This window comes from Sorangium sp. So ce204 (assembly GCF_051526795.1).
GTDB classification, from domain to species: Bacteria; Myxococcota_A; Polyangia; order Polyangiales; family Polyangiaceae; genus Sorangium; species Sorangium cellulosum_B.
The window spans coordinates 3,160,911-3,178,910 of the sequence record NZ_CP150317.1 but is presented as its reverse complement, the minus strand read 5'-3'; the positions used below and the strand labels follow the sequence as shown (position 1 = coordinate 3,178,910).

Sequence of the window (18,000 nt, the reverse complement as noted above, 5' to 3'; positions counted from 1 at the left end):
GCGCGCGGAAGGCCCAGCAAGTTCGCGCTGGTACCCGTGGCGAGGCCGCACTAACCTCCGCCGCACCTCGCGCCGTACCAGGATGGCGATCGAGCACCCCAGGAGACGACATGGCAAAGCACAGCTTCTCAGTCCCCTTCAACGGTCCCTCTCAAGACATCGTCGCGAAGGCCAAGGCGGCGATCGAGAAGGCCGGCGGCAAGTTCACGGGCAACGAGGGCAAGGGCGACTTCTCGGTGCCGACGCCGGCGGGGACCGTGAAGGGGACGTATGCCGTCTCGGCTCAGAGCTTCTCCGTGGACATCACGGACAAGCCCTTCATCGTGCCCGGCAGCACGATCGAGTCCCAGGTGCGCAAGTTCCTCGAGACGGCCTGAGCCCTCTCGGAGCGCACGCCGGCGAGCGCGCCCGCCCCGGAGCGGGCGCGCGGTGACATCGAGTCGCGACGGTCTGGTGACGGTGACGCTCGACGCGGCCGTGGACCAGACGCTGCTGAGCCATCTCTCTGTGGCTCGCTCAATCCCTGTCTTTTTCGCGTCTTTGCGTTGAAATCGGCTCCGTGACCGCCGCGTTCAAGGCGGCGGCGCCTCGCCCGTCACACGCCGTCGCCGGCGAGATGGACCTTGAGCACGCTCTCTTCCGCCGGCACGCCGAGCCGAAGGGGAAACCCGTAGTGCCCTGTCCCGCGGTGCACGTAGAGCCGATCCGGGCCGCGGGCCCACAGGCCATGATCGGGCATCTTCACGAAGAGCTGGAGGGCGGTCCAGGAGCCTCCGAGGCTGACCAGGCCGAGCTGCCCGCCGTGGGTGTGGCCCGAGAGCACGAGATCCCCCTCCCCCTCGCCGAGGTGGCGGAACGCGCCCGGATCGTGGAGCAGGACGAGCCGGAGCGCGCCCTTCCTGCGCGGGTGACGGGCGCAGACCGCCGCCATGCGCTCGGCGCGATCGCGGTAGTGGAAGTCCATCCCGAGGACCTGGACCGGCCCGGCGGCTGTCTCGACGAGCGCCGCGTCGTCCACGAGCAGGCGCGCCCCCGCGCGCTCCAGCGCGGTCGCGACGTGGCGGGGCGACTCGTGATCATGGTTGCCGTGGCACGCGAACACACGCCCCTCCAGGGCGCGGAGCGGGGACAGGGCCTCGGCGAGGTGATCCGCGGTGTCCTGCGATTCCATGGTCAGGTAATCGCCGGTGAGCACGACGAGATCGGGATCGCGCTCCACCGCGCGCTCGCAGATGCCGCGGAGCCGAGCGACCGACATGAACGGACCGAGGTGCGGATCGGTGATCTGGACGATGCGGAGGGGCCGGCGCGCGACGGGCGCCCCCTCGCGCGGGAGCGGGTGGCGGCGCAGCCCGTCGACGGGGGCGCGATCGACGACGAGCTCGATCTCCTCGCGGCGGGCGGTGAGCGACTGGAGGATACCGACGACGGCGAGCGCGAAGGGCACCCAGAGGCCGTACGGCGTGGCCCCGAGCGCGCTCGCGATGGCCCACGGGAACGACAGGAAGATCGCCGCCACGAAGTAGGACGCGGGGATGCTCACGAGCGCCCGGTAGGCGAGCGGCCGCATCCGGGGGCGCGAGAGCAGGAGGAAATGCAGGTACACCGCGCCCTGGAGATACGCGAATCCCGGCGCGAGCGGGCCGACGTGGCCGAAGAGCGCGCACGAGATCAAGGTGTGGATGCCGAGCAGCACGCCGACGAACCGCGCGTAGAGCCCGCCCCGGCGGCGCCTCGCCGCTGCCACGACGACGAGCCAGGCCAGGGCGGAGGCCGCCCAGAACAGAACGATGGGGGACACGAACTTCAATCGACGGCTCCAGGCGATCCAGGCGCACAGGACCACCGTGGTCTGCTCTGCCTGGACGGACGCGGAGTGTCCCGCGTCCAGCGCGTCCGCGCCAGGCGCCACCGGAGGCCGACCGCCTGGCGTGTGACGCGCGTGCGCCCGCGCCGCCCGGCGGCGTTGCGACACAGGCGCCTCGCTGGTAGGGAGGCGCGATGCTCCTCTTCGTGAGCCACGCGCTGCGCGCGCTGGATCCCGGCGATCTGGGCGGCGATCCCGACAGGGCCACACGAGGATCGGCACGTTCGACGAGGGGCTGAGGCCTCTTCACGTCCATGGCGCCTTCCGGTGCTCCGGGAGGGCATCGCCACGAGGGTCGCCCCGATGATCCCCTACACCAGGCGCGCTTGGCTGCCGATGCTGGTCTCGCCGCGGGGCTCCCTGTCGCCGGGCGTGATGCGTCGCGTGCTGGCCTTCGGGGTCATCGCCGCCGCGCTCTGGCTCGCGCACAGGCACATCCCCCGCGTGTCGCTCTCGATCGGCGTTCACGAGGTCGCCGGCGCGGTGATCGCGCTCATCCTCGCGTTCCGCACGAACACGGCCTATAACCGCTTCTGGGAGGGTCGCACCCTCTGGGGCTCGATCGTGAACGCGAGCCGCAACATCACGCGCATCGTGAACGCGCACGCCGCGGTGGACCCGGGCGCGGCGCGCGAGGTCGCCGTCTGGGTGGTGGTGTTCGTCCACGCCGCGCGGCGCTCGCTGCGCGGACAGGCCGAGCGCCCGGAGATCGACCGGCTGCTCCCGGCGGAGCAGGTCGAGGCCCTCTCGGCGCACCCGCACCCGCCGCTCCGCGCGGCGCAGCAGGTCTCCGAGCGCCTCGCGGCCTTCGTCCGGGCCGGGAGCCTCGAGCGCAACATGGCTGTGTGCGCCGAGGAGCAGCTGAGCGTCCTGGTCAACTGCCTCGGGGGCTGCGAGCGCATCCTCAAGACCCCCACGCCGCTCGGCTACATCCTGCTGCTCCAGCGGGGCGTGGCGCTCTACCTGGCCACGCTGCCCCTCGCCCTCGTCGAGGCGCTCGGGGTGCTGACGCCCGTCGTGACGATGCTGGTGGCGTATCCCGTCCTGATGATCGAGGCGCTCGGCGGGGAGCTCGACGACCCGTTCGGCCACGAGCCGAACGACCTGCCCCTCACGCGCATCTGCGACACCATCGAGCGCGACCTCCTGGGGTCGTCGCCGCTCAACCTGGTGATGGCGTCGAAGGCCGAGAGCTACCAGGACTGAGCGCGGCGCGGCGGTGGCGGCGCCTTTCTCGCCTCTTCCCGAGGAGGGCGGTGGAAGGCGCTCTGCACCTCGGCCGCCGGGGCGCCGCCGCGCGCTCCTGGCAATCGGCTGGACACTATCGTAGATCTGCGTCGCTCGCGGGCGCGGCCCCGCGTCGCCGAGGCCTGGACGCACCCATGACCGATCGCTACGCCATCATCGGCAATCCCATCTCCCAGACCAAGTCGCCGGCGCTGCAGACCGCCTTTGCCGAGCAGTGCGGGCAGGACATGGTGTACGGCGCGATCCTCGGCGAGCTGGATGGCTTCGCCGCCGCCGTGCGCGAGTTCCAGGAGAGCGGCGGCAAGGGCATGAACATCACCATGCCCTTCAAGCTCGAGGCCTTCGCGCTGGCCGACGAGCTGACGCCGCGCGGCCGCGCCGCCGGAGCGATCAACATGTTCACCTTGCGCGCCGACGGCACCGTCCTCGGCGACAACACCGACGGCTTCGGCATCGTGCGCGACATCACCCATAACCTCGGCCGCCGCCTCGAGGGCGCGCGCGTGCTGCTCCTCGGCGCGGGCGGCGCGGTGCGCGGCGCCCTGTTGCCGCTCTTCGACGAGCAGCCGGCCGAGATCTTCGTCGCCAACCGCACCGCCAGCAAGGCCGTGGAGCTCGCCGCCGAGTTCGGCCCGCGTGCCGGCGCCGTCCGGCTCGCCGGCGGCGGCTTCGCCGACATCGCCGGGCGCTTCGACGTCATCATCAACGGCTCCGCCTCCTCCATGACCAACGAGGTGCCGCCCCTGCCCGCCGGCGTGTGGAGCGAGGGCTCCCTGGCCTACGACATGGCCTACAAGAAGGAGCCGACCGCCTTCGTGCAGGCCGCGCGCGCGGCTGGGGTGGGTCAGACAGCCGACGGCCTCGGCATGGTGGTCGAGCAGGGCGCCGAGTGCTTCACCCTGTGGCGCGGCATGCGGCCCGACACAGCGCCCGTCATCGCTGCGCTGCGGCGAGCCTGAGCGGCGCGCCCGGCATGGATGAGCGATGAGCGATGAGCGAGCCCATCGAGCTCAAGCAAGGACGGCGATCTCCCGCAGTTGTGGCTTGACGTCTCCGAGGCATTGGGTTCTTTGTTCGCCGTGAACATGGGTGCGCCGCGATGACGGTGAAGGGCAATGGCTTCGAGGTCGTCTTCGGCCGTCCGGCGAAGGTCCTGGCAGAGGCGCCGGGGCGCGTGAACCTGATCGGCGAACACACCGATTACAGCGGCGGGTACGTGCTGCCGACGGCGATCCCGCAGAAGACGCGCGTCGAGCTCGCGCCCCGGGAAGACAGGCTCATCCAGGTCGCGACGACGAACGTGCACGGCGGCGCCCAGCTCTCGTTCCGCGCCGGCGAGGAGGCGCGACGCGGACTGTGGCTCGACTACATTCAGGGCATCACCGCGGTCCTCCGCGGCCGGGGCGCGTCGATCCCCGGCTTCGACGCGAGGATCGAGTCGACAGTACCGCTCGGAAGCGGCCTGTCGTCGAGCGCCTCGCTGCTCGTGGCGCTCGCCCGCGCCCTGCGGTCGATGCTCGGCCTGTCCATCGACGACGTGGAGATCGCCCGGATCGCGCACGCCGCGGAGCACGACTTCGTGGGCGCGCCGGTCGGGACGATGGATCAGATGGCCGCGAGCCTCGCCGACGAGAGCACGGCGCTCTTCATCGACACGAGGACGCTCGCGTTCGAGCGCATCCCGCTGCCCGCGGAGGCCGAGCTGCTCGTCGTCGACTCCGGGGTAACTCACCAGCACGCGAGCGGCGACTACAAGACGCGGCGCGCGGAGTGCGAGCGCGCGGCCGCGGCGCTCGGCGTCCCGGAGCTCCGGGACGTCGATGCGATCGTGGAGCCGCGCATCGCCTCGCTGCCGGCGCCGCTCGACCGGCGCGCGCGCCACGTCGTGACCGAGAACGCCCGGGTGCTCGCCGCCGTGGCCGCGCTCCGCGCCGGGGATCTGGGCCGCCTTGGCGAGCTCTTCGACGCGTCTCACCGGTCGATGCGCGACGATTTCGAGGTGTCCGTGCCGGCGGTCGACGAGCTGGTGGAGAGCGCGCGGGCGCAGCCGGACGTCTTCGGCGCCCGGCTGACCGGCGGCGGCTTCGGCGGCGCGATCGTGGCCCTGGTGAAGCGCGGGCGCGCGGCGAGCGTTGGGCGGACCGTCGTGGAGGCCTACGCGCGCACGCCGGGCCGCCGGGCGAAGGTGCTTGTAGGCGGGCCCGTCCCCTAGCAGCGAAGCTCGGTGTCGGCGTGAGGCTCGTCCACCACGGGGAGGGGCCTCCGCGGGGAGGCAGGGCCCATCAACCGGGGTACCAGGTGACGCGCGGGTCATCGGGCGCGCGCACGTAGTCGAAGGCGGCGTCCGTGAGCCGCGCCAGGTCGTACTGCGGCCGCCAGCCGAGCAGGAACTTCGCCTTCGAGTTGTCCAGCCAAGTCGAATGGAAGGGCGTCTTCACCCTCACGCTCGGCAGGCCCCGCGTCGCCTCCAGGTAACGCGCCAGCTCCCCGTAGTCCACCGGCTCGTCCATGCAGATGTTGAAGGTCTGCTGGCGCGCCTTTTCATGATTGATGGCCTTGACGATCGCGGTGACCAGATCCTCCACATGCACGAAGTTACGCTTCACCGGCTCGCCGCGTCGGTCGAGCATCACCGGCACGGCGCCCGAGCGGACGTACCCCTCTGCCGCCTCGGTACCGACCAGATCGCGCCACCTCGGCCCTCCGAAGACGTCGTCCCCGAAGGATAGCTGCGCCTTGAAGTCGTCCTTCTCCATGATCCACGGCGCGCGCAGGCAGCATCCGTTGAGCTCATACTGAATATAGTACTGCTCGAGCATGACCTCCTCGAGCACCTTGGACAGCGCGTAACAGCCCGGGTAGGCGCTGTGCCGCTGCGCCTCGGTGACGGGGACGGGGTGCGGATAGAAGAAGTGGCCCATCCCGGCGTCGCCACCGACCAGGATGAATTGCTCGAACGCAGGGCTGACGCGGCAGGCCTCCAGCAGCCAGAACATGCCTTTGACGGCCACGTCCATGATGCTCTCGGGGGTCTCCTTGCTGGTCGCCAGGTGCAGCACGTGGCTCACCGCCTCGGTCGCCTCGTTGACGACGGCCCTGTCCTCGATGGCCCCACGCAGCACCTCCACGCGCGCCGACCGCTCCAGCATGCGGTTATGGCACAGCGCACGGACCTTCCACCCCTCGAACGCGGGGTTCGACAGGAACCTGCGGATGAACGCCTGGCCGACCTTGCCCGCCGCCCCGGTGACCAGAATTCGCTTGGCCTCGATCATTCTATCGCTCCTCACTCTCAAGCATCATCGATGACGACCGTACTCCTCCCCCCTGGCTGCGGGGGCCGAGCGGATCAGGACCTGCTGCATGACGATGAAGACGAGCAGCAGCAGCCCGATGCTGATGTGACGCCAGGGCGACGGCAGCCGTCCATCCAGGTTGATCTCCGCCCGCTCCATGCCCGAGATCATCACGCCCATCGCGGTGCCGGCGACGACCGAGCGAACGGAGTTGGTGCAAAATTCAATCAGACGGCGAATGCCTCGGTACGCGTGGCGAGCCGAGCAAGGCGCAACGACAAGGATGCGTCGGCGCCAATGTGAACGATCACATGGGCACCGTCAATTCCAATCGACCGGCCCGTAAGGTTCCCGAGCCCGAGGGAGCACGAGGCTGGCGGGGCTCCTCCGGAGCGCCGCGGCGAGGGGGCGGGCGCTCTCTCCGGCGTCCACCGCGAACGGGAGCCGTCCGAGATCCTCCGCACCGGCGGTGATCCCCAGGACGGCGCGCGCCAGCTCGCGTCAGGCGGCGAGGTGCTCGTGTTTTGATGGAACCGCCGCTCGCCGCCCCCGCGGGGAAAGCCCATGGCGGGCGGCGAGCAGCGCGCCGTCGCGCTGCTCGCCGCGCGCTCACTCCGCGCAGCGTGTCACGTCGCTCGTGTCGGCCTGGAAGCAGGTGACTTCCTCGCCGCCCCCTTCTTCACCGCAGTCCCGATAGTAGTCCGCCACATAGCCGTAGCGGTCGTCGAATCGAACGCTGTCGAGCTCGCAGTCATCGCTCTCGCGCGCGGCTCGGTCGAACAGGGCCTCTACCGGATCCGCTTGCTCGGGCGCCTCAGCGAACGTCCAGTCGCCGCTCGACCCGTCAACCCCGCGCTGAGCGGTGGCGACGACGGTATCGCCGGAGACCGCGGCGAGCGTACAGCCGCCGTCAAAGCCGGTGCCGCAGATCGAGATGACATACTCCTCCGGCCGGTCGGAACGCCACTTCTCGCGGTTTGCGTCGAAATCCGAACCGCTGCAGCCAGAGAGCAACCAACACCCCACCGCCATCAAACCCCATGTTTTCATGCCGGAGGAGCTCAGCAACTCACATGCCAACGCGAGAAGCGAGCGGGGTTGGCCGACGAGAAGGCGCGACGCATGACGCTCCGATCATGGCCGCTGACCACGGCGCTGGGCCTGCCGTCCCGGAGGTCGGGTGTCCTTCCCCATCAAGCGATGATCGGGTCGACGGCCCATGGCCGTTCCTCTCACGCCTGCAGCACGCGCAGCGAGCCCCGCACCACCCCGTAGCTCCCCTCGGCCCGCAGCCCGCGCGCGACCTCGGCCGGCGCCACCTCCCCGGCGAGCAGCCGCCGGTACGCCTCCACCACGCGCCGCGCCCCCTCGGCGTCCTCCCGCACCAGCTCGATCCGGAACCGCCGCACGCCGCAGCTCGCGAGCCTCGGCACGAGGTGCGCCGCGCTCTGCGGCGCCGCGTGGAACACCGTGTTCCGACACCCCACGTCCGCCTCGAGCGGGTGATCCATGCCCGCCCGGTCCCGCAGCGACAGCGCGTGCTGCTCGCACGGGCGGCCGCAGGTGAGGTGATCCTTGCCCTCGGACAGCGTCGCCGCGATCACGCAGTGCTCCATGTGGAAGAGCGGCATCGGGTGGTGCACCACCACCTCGGCGAACGGCCCGAACGGCGAGTCGAGCAGCGACTCGAGCTGGGCGGCGTCGAGGTCGAACGACGGCGTGAACGCGGCGAGCCCCCGCGAGAGCACCTCGCGCGCGGCCAGCTTGTTCGTGACGTTCAGCGAGAAATCGCCGATCCGGGGCACGCCCGGCGTCTCGTCGAGCAGCGCGCCGAGGCCGCGGACCAGGATCGACGCCGGCCCGAGCGAGAGCAGGTACCGGTCGATCTTCTCCTCGCCCGGCTTGCGGATCCGCGGGGGCGCCACCCCGACGGAGGCCCCGGCCGCCATCAGCTCGCGCGCCGCGGCGCCGAGGCCGACCAGCTCCAGGAAATCGAGGTAGACGCCGCTCGCGCCGGCGTCGAGCGCCGCCCGCGCCTGCGCCACGTTGCGGCACAGCACGAAGAGGCCCGGCGCCGGCGGCGGCGCGTCCGGCGGAGCGACCCCGGCGACGAGCCCCTCGGCCGAGAGCGGCGCCGACGCATGGGGCCTGTGCGACGCCTCGATCAGCGCCGCGACGAGCGCCCGGCGCGCGCGGTTGAGCGCCGACGGCGGCACGAGCGCGGGCCCGTCGAGCGACAGCCCGACGCCGCGCAGGGCGAACGGCGTGTCGCCCAGCCGATCCAGCTGCTTCCGCAGCGTGGCCTCGTCGAGCGGCGATCGATCGGCGCGGCCGAGCGGGGTGTCGACCTCGACCGAGGCCGACGCCCCGCCCTCCGTCGCCGCCGAGAGCCGCGGGCGCTCGCCGAGGCGGCCCTCGAGGCGGACGTCGATCGCCACCCGGCGCGGGGCGCGGTCGAGCGCCTCGCGGACCGCGCGCGTGGCGACGGGGTCGCTCGTGCGAAAGACCCGGCGCCCGCGCAGCCCCCGCGCGCCGCTCAGCACGTCCTCGGGCAGCCGCCGGTCCGGGCCGAGCCAGACCTCGACGTCGCCCCCCGCCGGCGCGCGCTCGACCTCGCGGCCAGCGGCCCACAGGCCCCAGATGCGGCCGCCGATCTCGCCCTCGCCGGCGAACCCGCCCTCCACGAGGATCCCCTCGCCGCGCGCGAGCGGCCGGGCGGCGCGGACGACCACGACCTCGTGGCCGCGCCGGCGCGCGGCGCCGCGCGCCTCGCCGACCTCGATGCCGCGGTGATCGCAGGTGCGGCCGTCGACGAGGCGCTGGTGGTCGACGCCGCGCAGGAAGCCGGGGCCCGAGCCGCGCGAGAACGCCTGGAGCGCCGCCTCGCGGTCCGTGGTCCCGGGGCCCGGCCCCTCGCCGAGCGCGGCGTCGATCGCGGCGCGGTAGAGCCGCGCGGAGGCGCCGACGTACTCCGGGCCCTTGAGGCGCCCCTCGATCTTCACCGAGGCGACGCCCAGCGCGACGAGGTCGGGGATGACGTCGGTGGCGTCGAGATCCTCCGGGGACAGGAGGTAGGCCGCGTCGCCGAGGTCGCGCAGCGCGCCGTCGACGACGAGGCGGTACGGCAGGCGGCAGGCCTGGGCGCAGGCGCCGCGGTTGGCGCTGCGGCCGCCGATGGCCTCGCTCGTCAGGCACTGCCCCGAGTAGGCGATGCAGAGCGCGCCGTGGACGAAGACCTCGAGCTCGACGTCGGTCGCCCGGCGGATGGCGGCGATGTCGTCGAGCGAGAGCTCCCGGGCGAGGATGACGCGCGCGGCGCCGAGCGATCGCGCGAGCTCGACGCCGGCCGCGTCGGTGCAGGTCATCTGCGTGGAGGCGTGGATCGGGAGCCCGGGCGCGAGCGCCCGCGCGAGGCGCATCACCCCGAGGTCCTGGACGATGACCGCGTCGACGCCGGCCGCGGCGCACGCCTCGATCGCGCCGCGGACCGCCGGGAGCTCGTCGTCGAACACCAGCGTGTTCAGGGTGACGTAGCCCTTCACGCCGTGGGCGTGGAGGAAGCGCACCGCCTCCTCGAGCTCCGCCGCGTCGAAGTTCGCGGCCCGCGCGCGGGCGTTGAAGGGCGACGCCGCGCCGCCGCCCGCGCCGCCGCCCGCGCCGCCCCCGCGGAGGCCGAAGTAGACGGCATCGGCCCCGCCGCGCACGGCGGCTTCCATGGCGGCGCGATCACCGGCGGGAGCGAGGACTTCAGGGCGCGCGGGCCGCGACATGCGGGCGGTTCTAGCAAGGGGTGGCGCGGTTGTCGCTCTTGTCGCTCCTTGGCGCGGGCCAGCCCTACCGAAGAGCCTGCCGGACGGCGCGCCTTGACCTCGCTTCGCGACGTGAGGCACGATCGTGCAGCGGCCCACCCGGCCGAGGTGCCGTCGGGTCGCCGGCCGGCGCAGCGAGGCCCGACGACAGGGGCGGATGAGCGGAGCGGCCACGTCAGCCATCAACCACCAGCGCGGAGCCCGGGAGCCGAACGTCGGAGAGGCGCTCGCATGCTCCGCCGGCTCGCGCGCGTCGGCGGCGCGTGCCGCAGGGGGATGTCGATGAACAGACACGGATTTCGCTTCGGGCGCGCGCTCTCGACGGCCGCGCTCTGGCTGCCTGCCGCGCTCCTCTCTGCGGCGTCCGCGTGCGGCGGCGACGACGCCCCGGCGCCGCGCTGCGAGGCTCCCTACTCGGTCTGCGGCGGGGCCTGCGTGGCGCTGCACGCCGATCCGGAGCACTGCGGCGCGTGCGGCCAGGAATGTCCGGCCGGGGAGGCCTGCGTGAAGGGCGCCTGCGCGCCGCTGGGGACCGGCGGCGGCGGAAACGGCAGCGGGGGTGACGGCGGCAGCGGGGGTGACGGCGGCGGCGGCGGTGAGCCAGCCGAGTGCCGCGAGGGCCGCCACGTGAAGCGCTGCGGCGACGAGTGCGTCGACACGCGCACCGACCCGGACCATTGCGGCAAGTGCGGCGCGGCGTGCCCGCCGGGCCGCGCGTGCTCCGGATCCATCTGCCGGCAGACCTGCCTCCCGGGCCTCACCGACTGCGCCGGCAGCTGCGTGGACCTCGCCGCAGATCCGCAGCACTGCGGCCGGTGCGATCGCGCCTGCGATCCCGGGCGCCCCTGCGAGGGCGGCACCTGCGCGTGCAGCGCGGAGCCCTCCCAGGACATCGGCTCCGCCGTCCCGCAGCGGGTGAGCGGCACGACGACCGGCGCCGACGACGGCCGCTGGCTGACCTGCGCGGAGCCTGGCGCGGCCGATCAGGCGTTCCTGTTCACGGCGCCTCACGCGGGGACGTACCTGTTCGACACCTTCGAGGCCTCGTACGACACGGCGCTCGGCGCGCTGCGGGCGGACACGTGCGAGGAGCTGGCCTGCAACGACAACGCGGGGAGCGTCCAGTCGCAGATCTCCGTCGATCTCGCCGAGGGCGAGCGCATCCTCGTGGTGGTGAGCGGCGCGCGCGGCGCGCAGGGCGATTTCACGCTCCGCGTGGCCGAGCCCGGGCCGGTCCAGTGCGCGCCGACCGCCCTCGATCCCGTCGTCCCGCAGACGGTGACGGGCACGACCGTCTTGCGCGAGGACACGGTGTTCGCCGACTGCGACATCCGCGCGACCCCGGACGCCACGTACACGTTCACGGCCCCGTCGGACGGCACGTACGTGTTCAGCGGGCACGCCCCGTCGGACCTGATCGTCGAGGTCCGCGAGGACGGCACGTGCACGGGCCGCTCGCTCTACTGCGGCTACGGCAGCGGCGAGTCGAACGCGTTCGCGACGCTCGAGGCCGGTCAGACGGTGCTCGTCGCGGTCGCGGATCCGGCCGGCCCGCTGGCGAGCTTCACGCTGGAGATCGTCGAGGCCCCTCCGTGCCCGGGCGCCCAGATCGGCGGGACCCTGCCGCAGACGGTGACCGGGAACAACGAGCACCTCCGCAACGTGATCTCGGCCTGCGCGACCTTCTCGACCGGGGGCGAGGCGACCTACGGCTTCACCGCGCCGCGCGAGGGCGTCTACACGTTCGACGCGAGCGGCTCGAGCTTCCCCGTCCTCATGGAGGCGCGCCGCGCCTCGTGCGCCGGCGATCTCGTCGCGTGCGTCGACGGCCTGTTCGAGCCGGCGCTCATCACGCTCTCGCTCGCGGCCGGCGAGACGGTCATCCTCGTCGTGGACACCGCGGGCCCGACGGGCGACTACCGGCTCGTGGTCGACGAGGTGCTGTGCCCGCTCATCGATCTCGGCTCGACGGTGCCGCAGGCGGTCACGGGCACGACGGCGGATCTCTCCGATCACCTCGCGCCGGACTGCGCCTCTCGCGGGGCCCCCGAGGTGACCTATCGCTTCACCGCCCCGGCCGACGCGCTCTACATCTTCGACACGGAGGGCTCGGCGCTCGATACGGTCCTGGACGTGCTGGAGGGCTCGTGCTCTGGACCCTCGCTCAGGTGCAATGACAACGTGGACCCCGCGGGGGTCATCACCCACTCGCGGGCGAGCCTGTTCCTCTCCGCCGGCCAGACGGTGATCGTCTCCGTGGACAGCGCGTCGGCGAGCGGCGAATACACGCTCAACATCACCCAGCGGGAGGCGCCGCCGTGCCCGCTCTTCGCGCTCGACTCCGTGGTCCCGCAGTCGGTCACGGGCAGCACGGAGGGCTATCCCGATCTCCTGGCGCCCTCCTGCGCCTCGGTGCCCGGCGGCGAGGCGACGTACAGCTTCACCGCGCCTACAGATGGCTTCTACCGCATGAACACCGTGGGTTCCACGGTCGATACGGTCCTGTCCGTGCGCGACGGCGGGTGCGAAGGCGACGAGATGGCCTGCGTCAACGACAGCAGGGAGTCGAGCAAGCTCGTGTGGCTCGACGCCGGCCAGACCGCCCTGATCAGCGTCGACAGCCACGGCGCGGAGGGCGACTACATGCTCAACGTGGACCTGTTCGACGGCACCGGCACGTGCGATAAGCCCATCGAGCTCGCGCCCCTCGCCTCCCAGACCGCGACGGGGACGACCAAGGGGAGCCTCGCCAGGGTGGACGCGAGCTGCGGCGGCATCGACACGCCTGAGGTGGTCTATCTGTTCACCGCGCCGGAGGCAGGGACGTACACGATCGATACGGTCGGCTCCGACTACGACACCGTGCTCGCCGTCTTCGACGGGGACTGTTATGGTGAGGAGCTCGCGTGCAGCGACGACGTGCTCGGGGACGAGCTGTACCAGTTCACGTCGGAGGTCACTGTGTCGCTCGACGCAGGGCAGACGATCGTCATCGTGGTCGACGGCGCGATCGGTGAATCCGGCGTTTACAAGCTCAACATCCACCCCTGACCGCGCACCGTCGAGCAGCGTCGCGGGTCTATACGAGAGAGGGCGGCTCCGCCGGACGAGCTGCTGTTCAGGAGCGACGTCCCGCAGGAGCGCTACGGGTTACGGCTCCCCTTGAGCCCCGCCGGAGGCTGGAGCCGGTAGACGGACGGCGCGACGCATCGCACGCGGGGGTCCGTCCCGTGGAGGCCCTCGGCGTGCCCGAGGAACAGGTACCCTCCGGGCGCGAGGCTGGCGATGAGCTTCGCCACGATCTCGGCTTTCGTCGCGGCGTCGAAGTAGATGAAGACGTTCCGGCAGAAGATCAGATCGAACAGGCCGAACCGCTCGGGCGCGGCGTCGAGCAGGTTGAAGCGCCGGAAGGTGACGATCTGCCGCAGCTCCGGCCCGGCCTTCATCAGGCCCGCGCTTGCGCCCGTCCCGCGGAGCATGTAGGCGCGCAGGCGCTCGTCCGGGATCTCCGAGGCCCGATCGATCGGCCACACAGCGCATCGCGCCCGCTCGAGCGCGCGGACGGACAGGTCCGTCGCCAGGACGCCGATCCCCGGAACGCCCGCCGGCGCGCCGCCTGCCCAGCGCGGCGCGCGATCAGCCCTCGCGCCGCTGTGATCGGGGGAGGACAGGCAGTCGAGCAGCGACATCGCTATCGAGTAGGGCTCTTCCCCGGTCGAGCAGGCCGCGCTCCACGCGCGCAGCGGGCGGCGGACGCGCGCGCGGGGCGCTCCGCGATCCGGCGAGCCCGGGCCCGCGCTCTTCTCCCACGCCGGGAGGATCTCGCGCTCGAGGAGCTCGAACTGCTCGCGTTCCCGGAAGAAATGGGTCTCGTTGGTGCAGATGCAGTCGAGCATGTGCGCGAGCTCGCCCTCGCCGCCCGCCGCGGTCACCCGGCGGTAGTACTCGCCAAAGCTGCGGAGCCCGAGCGCGCGGAGCCGGGGCCCGAGTCGGCAGAGCAGGAGCGGCCTCTTCTGCGGGCCCAGGGAGATGCCCGAGAGGCGCTTGACGAGCCTCTGGAACAGGACGAACTCGTCGTCGCTGAGGGTGCGTGTGCCCGGCTCGGCGACCGCGATCATGGCCTGTCCCCTTCCCCGGCCGGCGTTCCCTCGAGCCGTTGATCCATGCGCACTTGCGTGAAGGCCGGCGCGGGCTCGATCACAAATTCACCACCACCCACCCCCTGACAACATCACCTTACCACGGGAGTCCGTGGCAGCTCCATGCGGAACCGCGCAGCACGAACACGTGCGCTCCCTGGTGCATCGTCCTGACCCCGGTCGGTCTCCGCGTCTTCCCGACACGCGCTGGGCGCCTGGCATCCTCGGTGCGGGTCAACTACCTTGGGGCCATGATCAGCGGCGTGGTGGAGCCGGTCCGGCTCGGGGAGACGGCGCTTCCAGACGGCCGGCGGCTGGGCTGGGCGGAGTGGGGACCGGAGGACGGCATCCCCGTGCTGCTCTGCCCCGGCGGCGCCACGAGCCGGTCGATGGGGTTCGGGGGCGACGTCGTCGATGGGCTCGGCGTGCGGCTGATCTCCGTGGATCGCCCGGGGCTCGGGGCGTCGGACGAGGCCCCGGGCCGCACGCTCGGCGACTGGGCGCAGGACCTACGGCGCTTCCTCGAGGCGCGGCGGCTGTCCGGCGTGGCGGCCGTCGGGTTCTCGGCGGGCGCGCCGTTCGCCCTTGCCTGCGCGGCGGCCGGCGTCGTGGCCGGCGTGGCCGTGGTCGCGGGGACCGATGAGCTGGCGAACCCGGTGTTCGCCGATGCGCTGGCGCCGGACGTGCGGCGGCTCGTGGAGCTGGTGGCGACCGACGCTGGGCGCGCGGAGGCGTTCTTCAGCGGGTTCAGCGCCGAGGCGATGTGGGGCTTCGTCCTCTCGACGCTCGCCGACGTCGACCGCGCGGTGTACACCGCCCCGGTGTTCGAGCGCGCTTACCGGCGCGCGATGGATGAGGCGTTCTCTCAGGGCCCGGCCGGCTACGCGCGCGACACGGTGCTGACGATGAGCCCGTGGCCGTTCGATCCCGGGAGCATCCGCGCGCCGGTCGACCTGTGGTACGGCGCGCGGGACACGAGCACGGTGCACTCGCCGGACTTCGGAGCGTCGCTCGCCGGGCGGCTGCGCGCGGCAGAGCGGCGCGTGCTCCCGGAGGCGGGAGGGTCGCTGCTGTGGACGCACGCGGAGGAGATCCTGCGCTCGCTGCTCGGGCGCACGCGCGGGCGGTGAGCCCCACGACGGGGAACAACCTGCGCGCGCCGCTGTCCCGCCGGTCCATGCCCCGCCCGGTGGCCCGGTTCTTCCTCCTCGCCTACGCCATCACATGGCTCTGCCAGCTGCCCCTGCTTCTCCAGCAGTGGGGCGCCGGCATCCCTCCCGGCGTCGCCATGGCGCCGCTCGTGCTCGGCGCCGTCGGCCCCTCGCTCGCGGCCGTCGTGTGCGCCTGGAAGGAGGGCGGCCGAGCGGGGCTCTCGGGGCTCCTGTCGCCCCACCCCGCCCCGGCGGGCTGGGGCTACGCGCCGCTCGCCCTGTGCATGCCTGCGGCGCTGCACCTCCTCGGCCTCGCGCTGCTGGCGCTCGCCGGCGGGAGCCTGCCGGCGACGCTCCTGTACACGCCCCTCACGCCGGAACACCGCGGCATCGCCGTCCTCGCCCCGCTGGGTGAGGAGCTCGGATGGCGCGGCTATGCCCTCCGGCGGCTCCTTCCGGCGCAGGGTCCCGTGCGCGCCAGCCTCGTCCTCGGCGTCGCGTGGACCTTCTGGCACCTGCCCGCGCTGTGCCTGCCGGGCGTCCCGTGGTGGTCGTGGGCGCTCAGCCTCGTGTTCATCACGTCGCTGAGCGTGCTGATGACGGCGCTGCACCTCCGATCCGGCGGCAGCGTGCTCGTCGCGTGGGCGGCGCACCTCGGCATCCACCTCGACAACGTCTCTCGCGCGCACATGTCCGGCGGCGGCGCCGCGCCGCTCCTGGTCACCACGATCGTCGCGCTCGTGGCCGCGGTCATCACCGCTCGGTGGATGCAGATGCAGACACGAAGCGCCGCCACGGCGCAGCCCGCGCCCCGCCCGGGGTGATGCGGGGGCGGCTGAGCCCGAGTCACACGAACCTGCGCCCCGCTCCGCGCGCACCTCGGCTCAGGGACGATCGCGCTCTCCGGACAGCGCCATCATTCCAGCGTCGGAGCTTGCCAGTCCACCCAGTCCGCCATGCCGAGCGAGCCGCCCGAGCCCACGACGAATTGTCCGGGCGCCTCGCCCTCGTGCTTCAGAAATCTGGCGATATTCTTGACGAGGAGATCGGTGTACTCGTTCTTGTAAGAGCAATGCGCCATCTCGGCGACCTTCGAGTGGTAGCTGACGTTCTTCTCCACGCCCAGCGCCTTGTAGACCTCCGCTCCGGCCGCTGTCGCCATATGACCGGCGGGGGCGCCCATCTGAGCCTGGTGCGGGTTCTCGAGGACGAGCAGGCCGCGCGGCGCCATCATCGCGATCAGGGCGTGGGTGTCGATCGGGAGCTTGACGGCGTTCGAGGCATTGTTCTTGAAGACGAACGGCTCGAAATTGTTGCTGAGCCAGTTCAGCCCGAAGTAGTTGTGGTCCGTCCGCTCCTTGCCCAGCACGTCGGCGATGCGGTAGGCCGGGACACCGGCGGTGCTCGTCTCGTGGGGGATCGTCAAGGCGATCCGATCATCGAAGGCGCCGATGGCGAATGCTCCCTTGCCGTTGCGCGAGCACCCCGTGACGCCGATCCCGGTCGGATCGATGATGTCGCTCCCCGACGCCTGGAGGACGTCGAGGATCCGGCTGGCGCCCCAGGCCCATGCCATCAAGAGGCCCGCGGAGTGATCTCCGCCGTAGATATCATAGAACTTCCCCGGGTTCGGCTTTCCTCTCGATTGCTCCGCGGCGCCCTCCCTGCCGATCTCGTTGTGGTTGTAGTAGATGACGGCGACGCCTTGATCCAGGATGCGGCTCTCACCCAGCGTGATGCCGCCGAACCCGCCTTTCCCGCCCACGTTGATGATCGCGGGGAAAGGCGCTTCCCCCTTGGAGGGCAGCACGATGTCGGCGCTGAAGTCGATCTTCTTGCCCTGGGCCTCGACGTGCACAGAGACCTTGTTCTCGGTGACGGTGCCTGTCACCACGTCAGGCGTCGGCTTCTCGCCGTAGATGTACTTCTCGGCTTGCTTGCGTATTTCCTGCCTTCGGCAGTGCCATTCTGCTCTCGTGGAAACGCTGGTTCCGTCGAGCTTCGTGAACGGGTCGGGCAACTTGGAGATCTTGGGCAGAGCGCTTGCTTCCGGCAGGGCGGCGACTTCGCAATCGGCGCTCTCGTTCTCGACAGGCGTGTTGTCCGGACCCGTGCCCGAGCTGGAGCTCGACGTCGCGTCGCTGCCCGAGCTGGAGCTCGACGTCGCGCCGACGCCCGAGCTGGAGCTCGACGTCGTCTCGCCACTGCTGGTCGCGCCCTCGCCGCCAGAGCCGCCGGCACCTCCTTGCCCGGATAGGTTCGGCTCGGACTGCCCGCAGGCAGCGGCTGTGAGGCAAAGACCGAGGGCGACGCGGGCGGTTCGAGTGGCAAGCGTTCGCATGGATGGACCTCCTGGAGCGAGCATAATCAACGTTCATCGGTTGGATCTACACTCACCGGAACGGCAGCTGATATCGCGGCGCAATAAGACGTCCGTACGCGCTTTCATGTCAAGAACAAGGTGGTGCAACTATTCAGCTCACCACGCAA

14 protein-coding genes are annotated in these 18,000 nt (G+C 71.8%); 7 read left to right on the top strand and 7 right to left on the bottom strand.

Annotated elements, in window-relative coordinates; all coding sequences use genetic code 11:
- The first annotated feature begins 110 nt into the window (after positions 1-110).
- On the top strand, positions 111-377 hold the full coding sequence (locus tag WMF22_RS12145; protein ID WP_437299266.1) for a hypothetical protein: 267 nt from the start codon (positions 111-113) through the stop codon (positions 375-377).
- A 218-nt stretch (positions 378-595) separates the two neighbouring features.
- On the opposite strand, the gene WMF22_RS12140 is transcribed toward WMF22_RS12145, so the two are convergent.
- On the bottom strand, positions 596-1,801 hold the full coding sequence (locus WMF22_RS12140) for a metallophosphoesterase (protein WP_438035856.1): 1,206 nt from the start codon (positions 1,799-1,801) through the stop codon (positions 596-598).
- A gap of 369 nt (positions 1,802-2,170) precedes the next feature.
- On the opposite strand from WMF22_RS12140, the gene WMF22_RS12135 reads away from it, so the two are divergent.
- From WMF22_RS12135 to galK, 3 genes are all read left to right on the top strand, one after another.
- Positions 2,171-3,073: a bestrophin family protein gene (locus WMF22_RS12135; protein WP_437299264.1), complete on the top strand. Its 903-nt coding sequence runs from the start codon at positions 2,171-2,173 to the stop codon at positions 3,071-3,073.
- A gap of 176 nt (positions 3,074-3,249) precedes the next feature.
- Positions 3,250-4,074, top strand: coding sequence for a shikimate dehydrogenase (aroE, locus tag WMF22_RS12130; RefSeq protein ID WP_437301554.1), 825 nt, complete (start codon positions 3,250-3,252; stop codon positions 4,072-4,074).
- A gap of 140 nt (positions 4,075-4,214) precedes the next feature.
- Entirely contained in the window at positions 4,215-5,327 is a 1,113-nt protein-coding gene (galK, locus tag WMF22_RS12125) for a galactokinase (protein WP_438035855.1), read from the top strand.
- A 70-nt stretch (positions 5,328-5,397) separates the two neighbouring features.
- On the opposite strand, the gene WMF22_RS12120 is transcribed toward galK, so the two are convergent.
- The 4 genes from WMF22_RS12120 to WMF22_RS12105 form a co-directional block, all read right to left on the bottom strand.
- Positions 5,398-6,390 carry an NAD-dependent epimerase/dehydratase family protein gene (locus tag WMF22_RS12120; protein WP_438035854.1) on the bottom strand — a complete coding sequence of 331 codons (993 nt, stop codon included), beginning with the start codon at positions 6,388-6,390 and terminating at the stop codon, positions 5,398-5,400.
- 24 nt (positions 6,391-6,414) lie between these two features.
- The gene (locus WMF22_RS12115; RefSeq protein ID WP_437299261.1) at positions 6,415-6,591 is read right to left on the bottom strand and encodes a hypothetical protein; all 177 of its coding nucleotides are present in this window, start codon (positions 6,589-6,591) and stop codon (positions 6,415-6,417) included.
- A 429-nt stretch (positions 6,592-7,020) separates the two neighbouring features.
- Positions 7,021-7,479, bottom strand: a complete 459-nt coding sequence (locus WMF22_RS12110) for a hypothetical protein (RefSeq protein ID WP_438035853.1) — start codon at positions 7,477-7,479, stop codon at positions 7,021-7,023.
- A gap of 164 nt (positions 7,480-7,643) precedes the next feature.
- Positions 7,644-10,127 (bottom strand): DUF3656 domain-containing U32 family peptidase, encoded by a 2,484-nt coding sequence (locus tag WMF22_RS12105; protein WP_438035852.1) that lies wholly within the window; start codon positions 10,125-10,127, stop codon positions 7,644-7,646.
- 375 nt (positions 10,128-10,502) lie between these two features.
- Here WMF22_RS12105 and WMF22_RS12100 point away from each other — a divergent pair, with 375 nt between their 5' ends.
- Positions 10,503-13,271, top strand: coding sequence for an MXAN_6577-like cysteine-rich protein (locus WMF22_RS12100; protein ID WP_438035851.1), 2,769 nt, complete (start codon positions 10,503-10,505; stop codon positions 13,269-13,271).
- 92 nt (positions 13,272-13,363) lie between these two features.
- On the opposite strand, the gene WMF22_RS12095 is transcribed toward WMF22_RS12100, so the two are convergent.
- Positions 13,364-14,338, bottom strand: coding sequence for a CheR family methyltransferase (locus WMF22_RS12095; RefSeq protein WP_438035850.1), 975 nt, complete (start codon positions 14,336-14,338; stop codon positions 13,364-13,366).
- 272 nt (positions 14,339-14,610) lie between these two features.
- Here WMF22_RS12095 and WMF22_RS12090 point away from each other — a divergent pair, with 272 nt between their 5' ends.
- Both WMF22_RS12090 and WMF22_RS12085 read left to right on the top strand, forming a co-directional pair.
- Positions 14,611-15,489: an alpha/beta fold hydrolase gene (locus tag WMF22_RS12090; protein ID WP_438035849.1), complete on the top strand. Its 879-nt coding sequence runs from the start codon at positions 14,611-14,613 to the stop codon at positions 15,487-15,489.
- Positions 15,486-16,334 (top strand): CPBP family intramembrane glutamic endopeptidase, encoded by an 849-nt coding sequence (locus WMF22_RS12085; RefSeq protein WP_438035848.1) that lies wholly within the window; start codon positions 15,486-15,488, stop codon positions 16,332-16,334. The genes WMF22_RS12090 and WMF22_RS12085 overlap by 4 nt, the downstream gene beginning before the upstream one ends.
- 92 nt (positions 16,335-16,426) lie before the next feature.
- On the opposite strand, the gene WMF22_RS12080 is transcribed toward WMF22_RS12085, so the two are convergent.
- A complete protein-coding gene (locus WMF22_RS12080; RefSeq protein WP_438035847.1) occupies positions 16,427-17,851 on the bottom strand; it encodes a glucuronyl esterase domain-containing protein in 1,425 nt (474 codons plus the stop codon).
- Positions 17,852-18,000 lie beyond the last annotated feature (149 nt).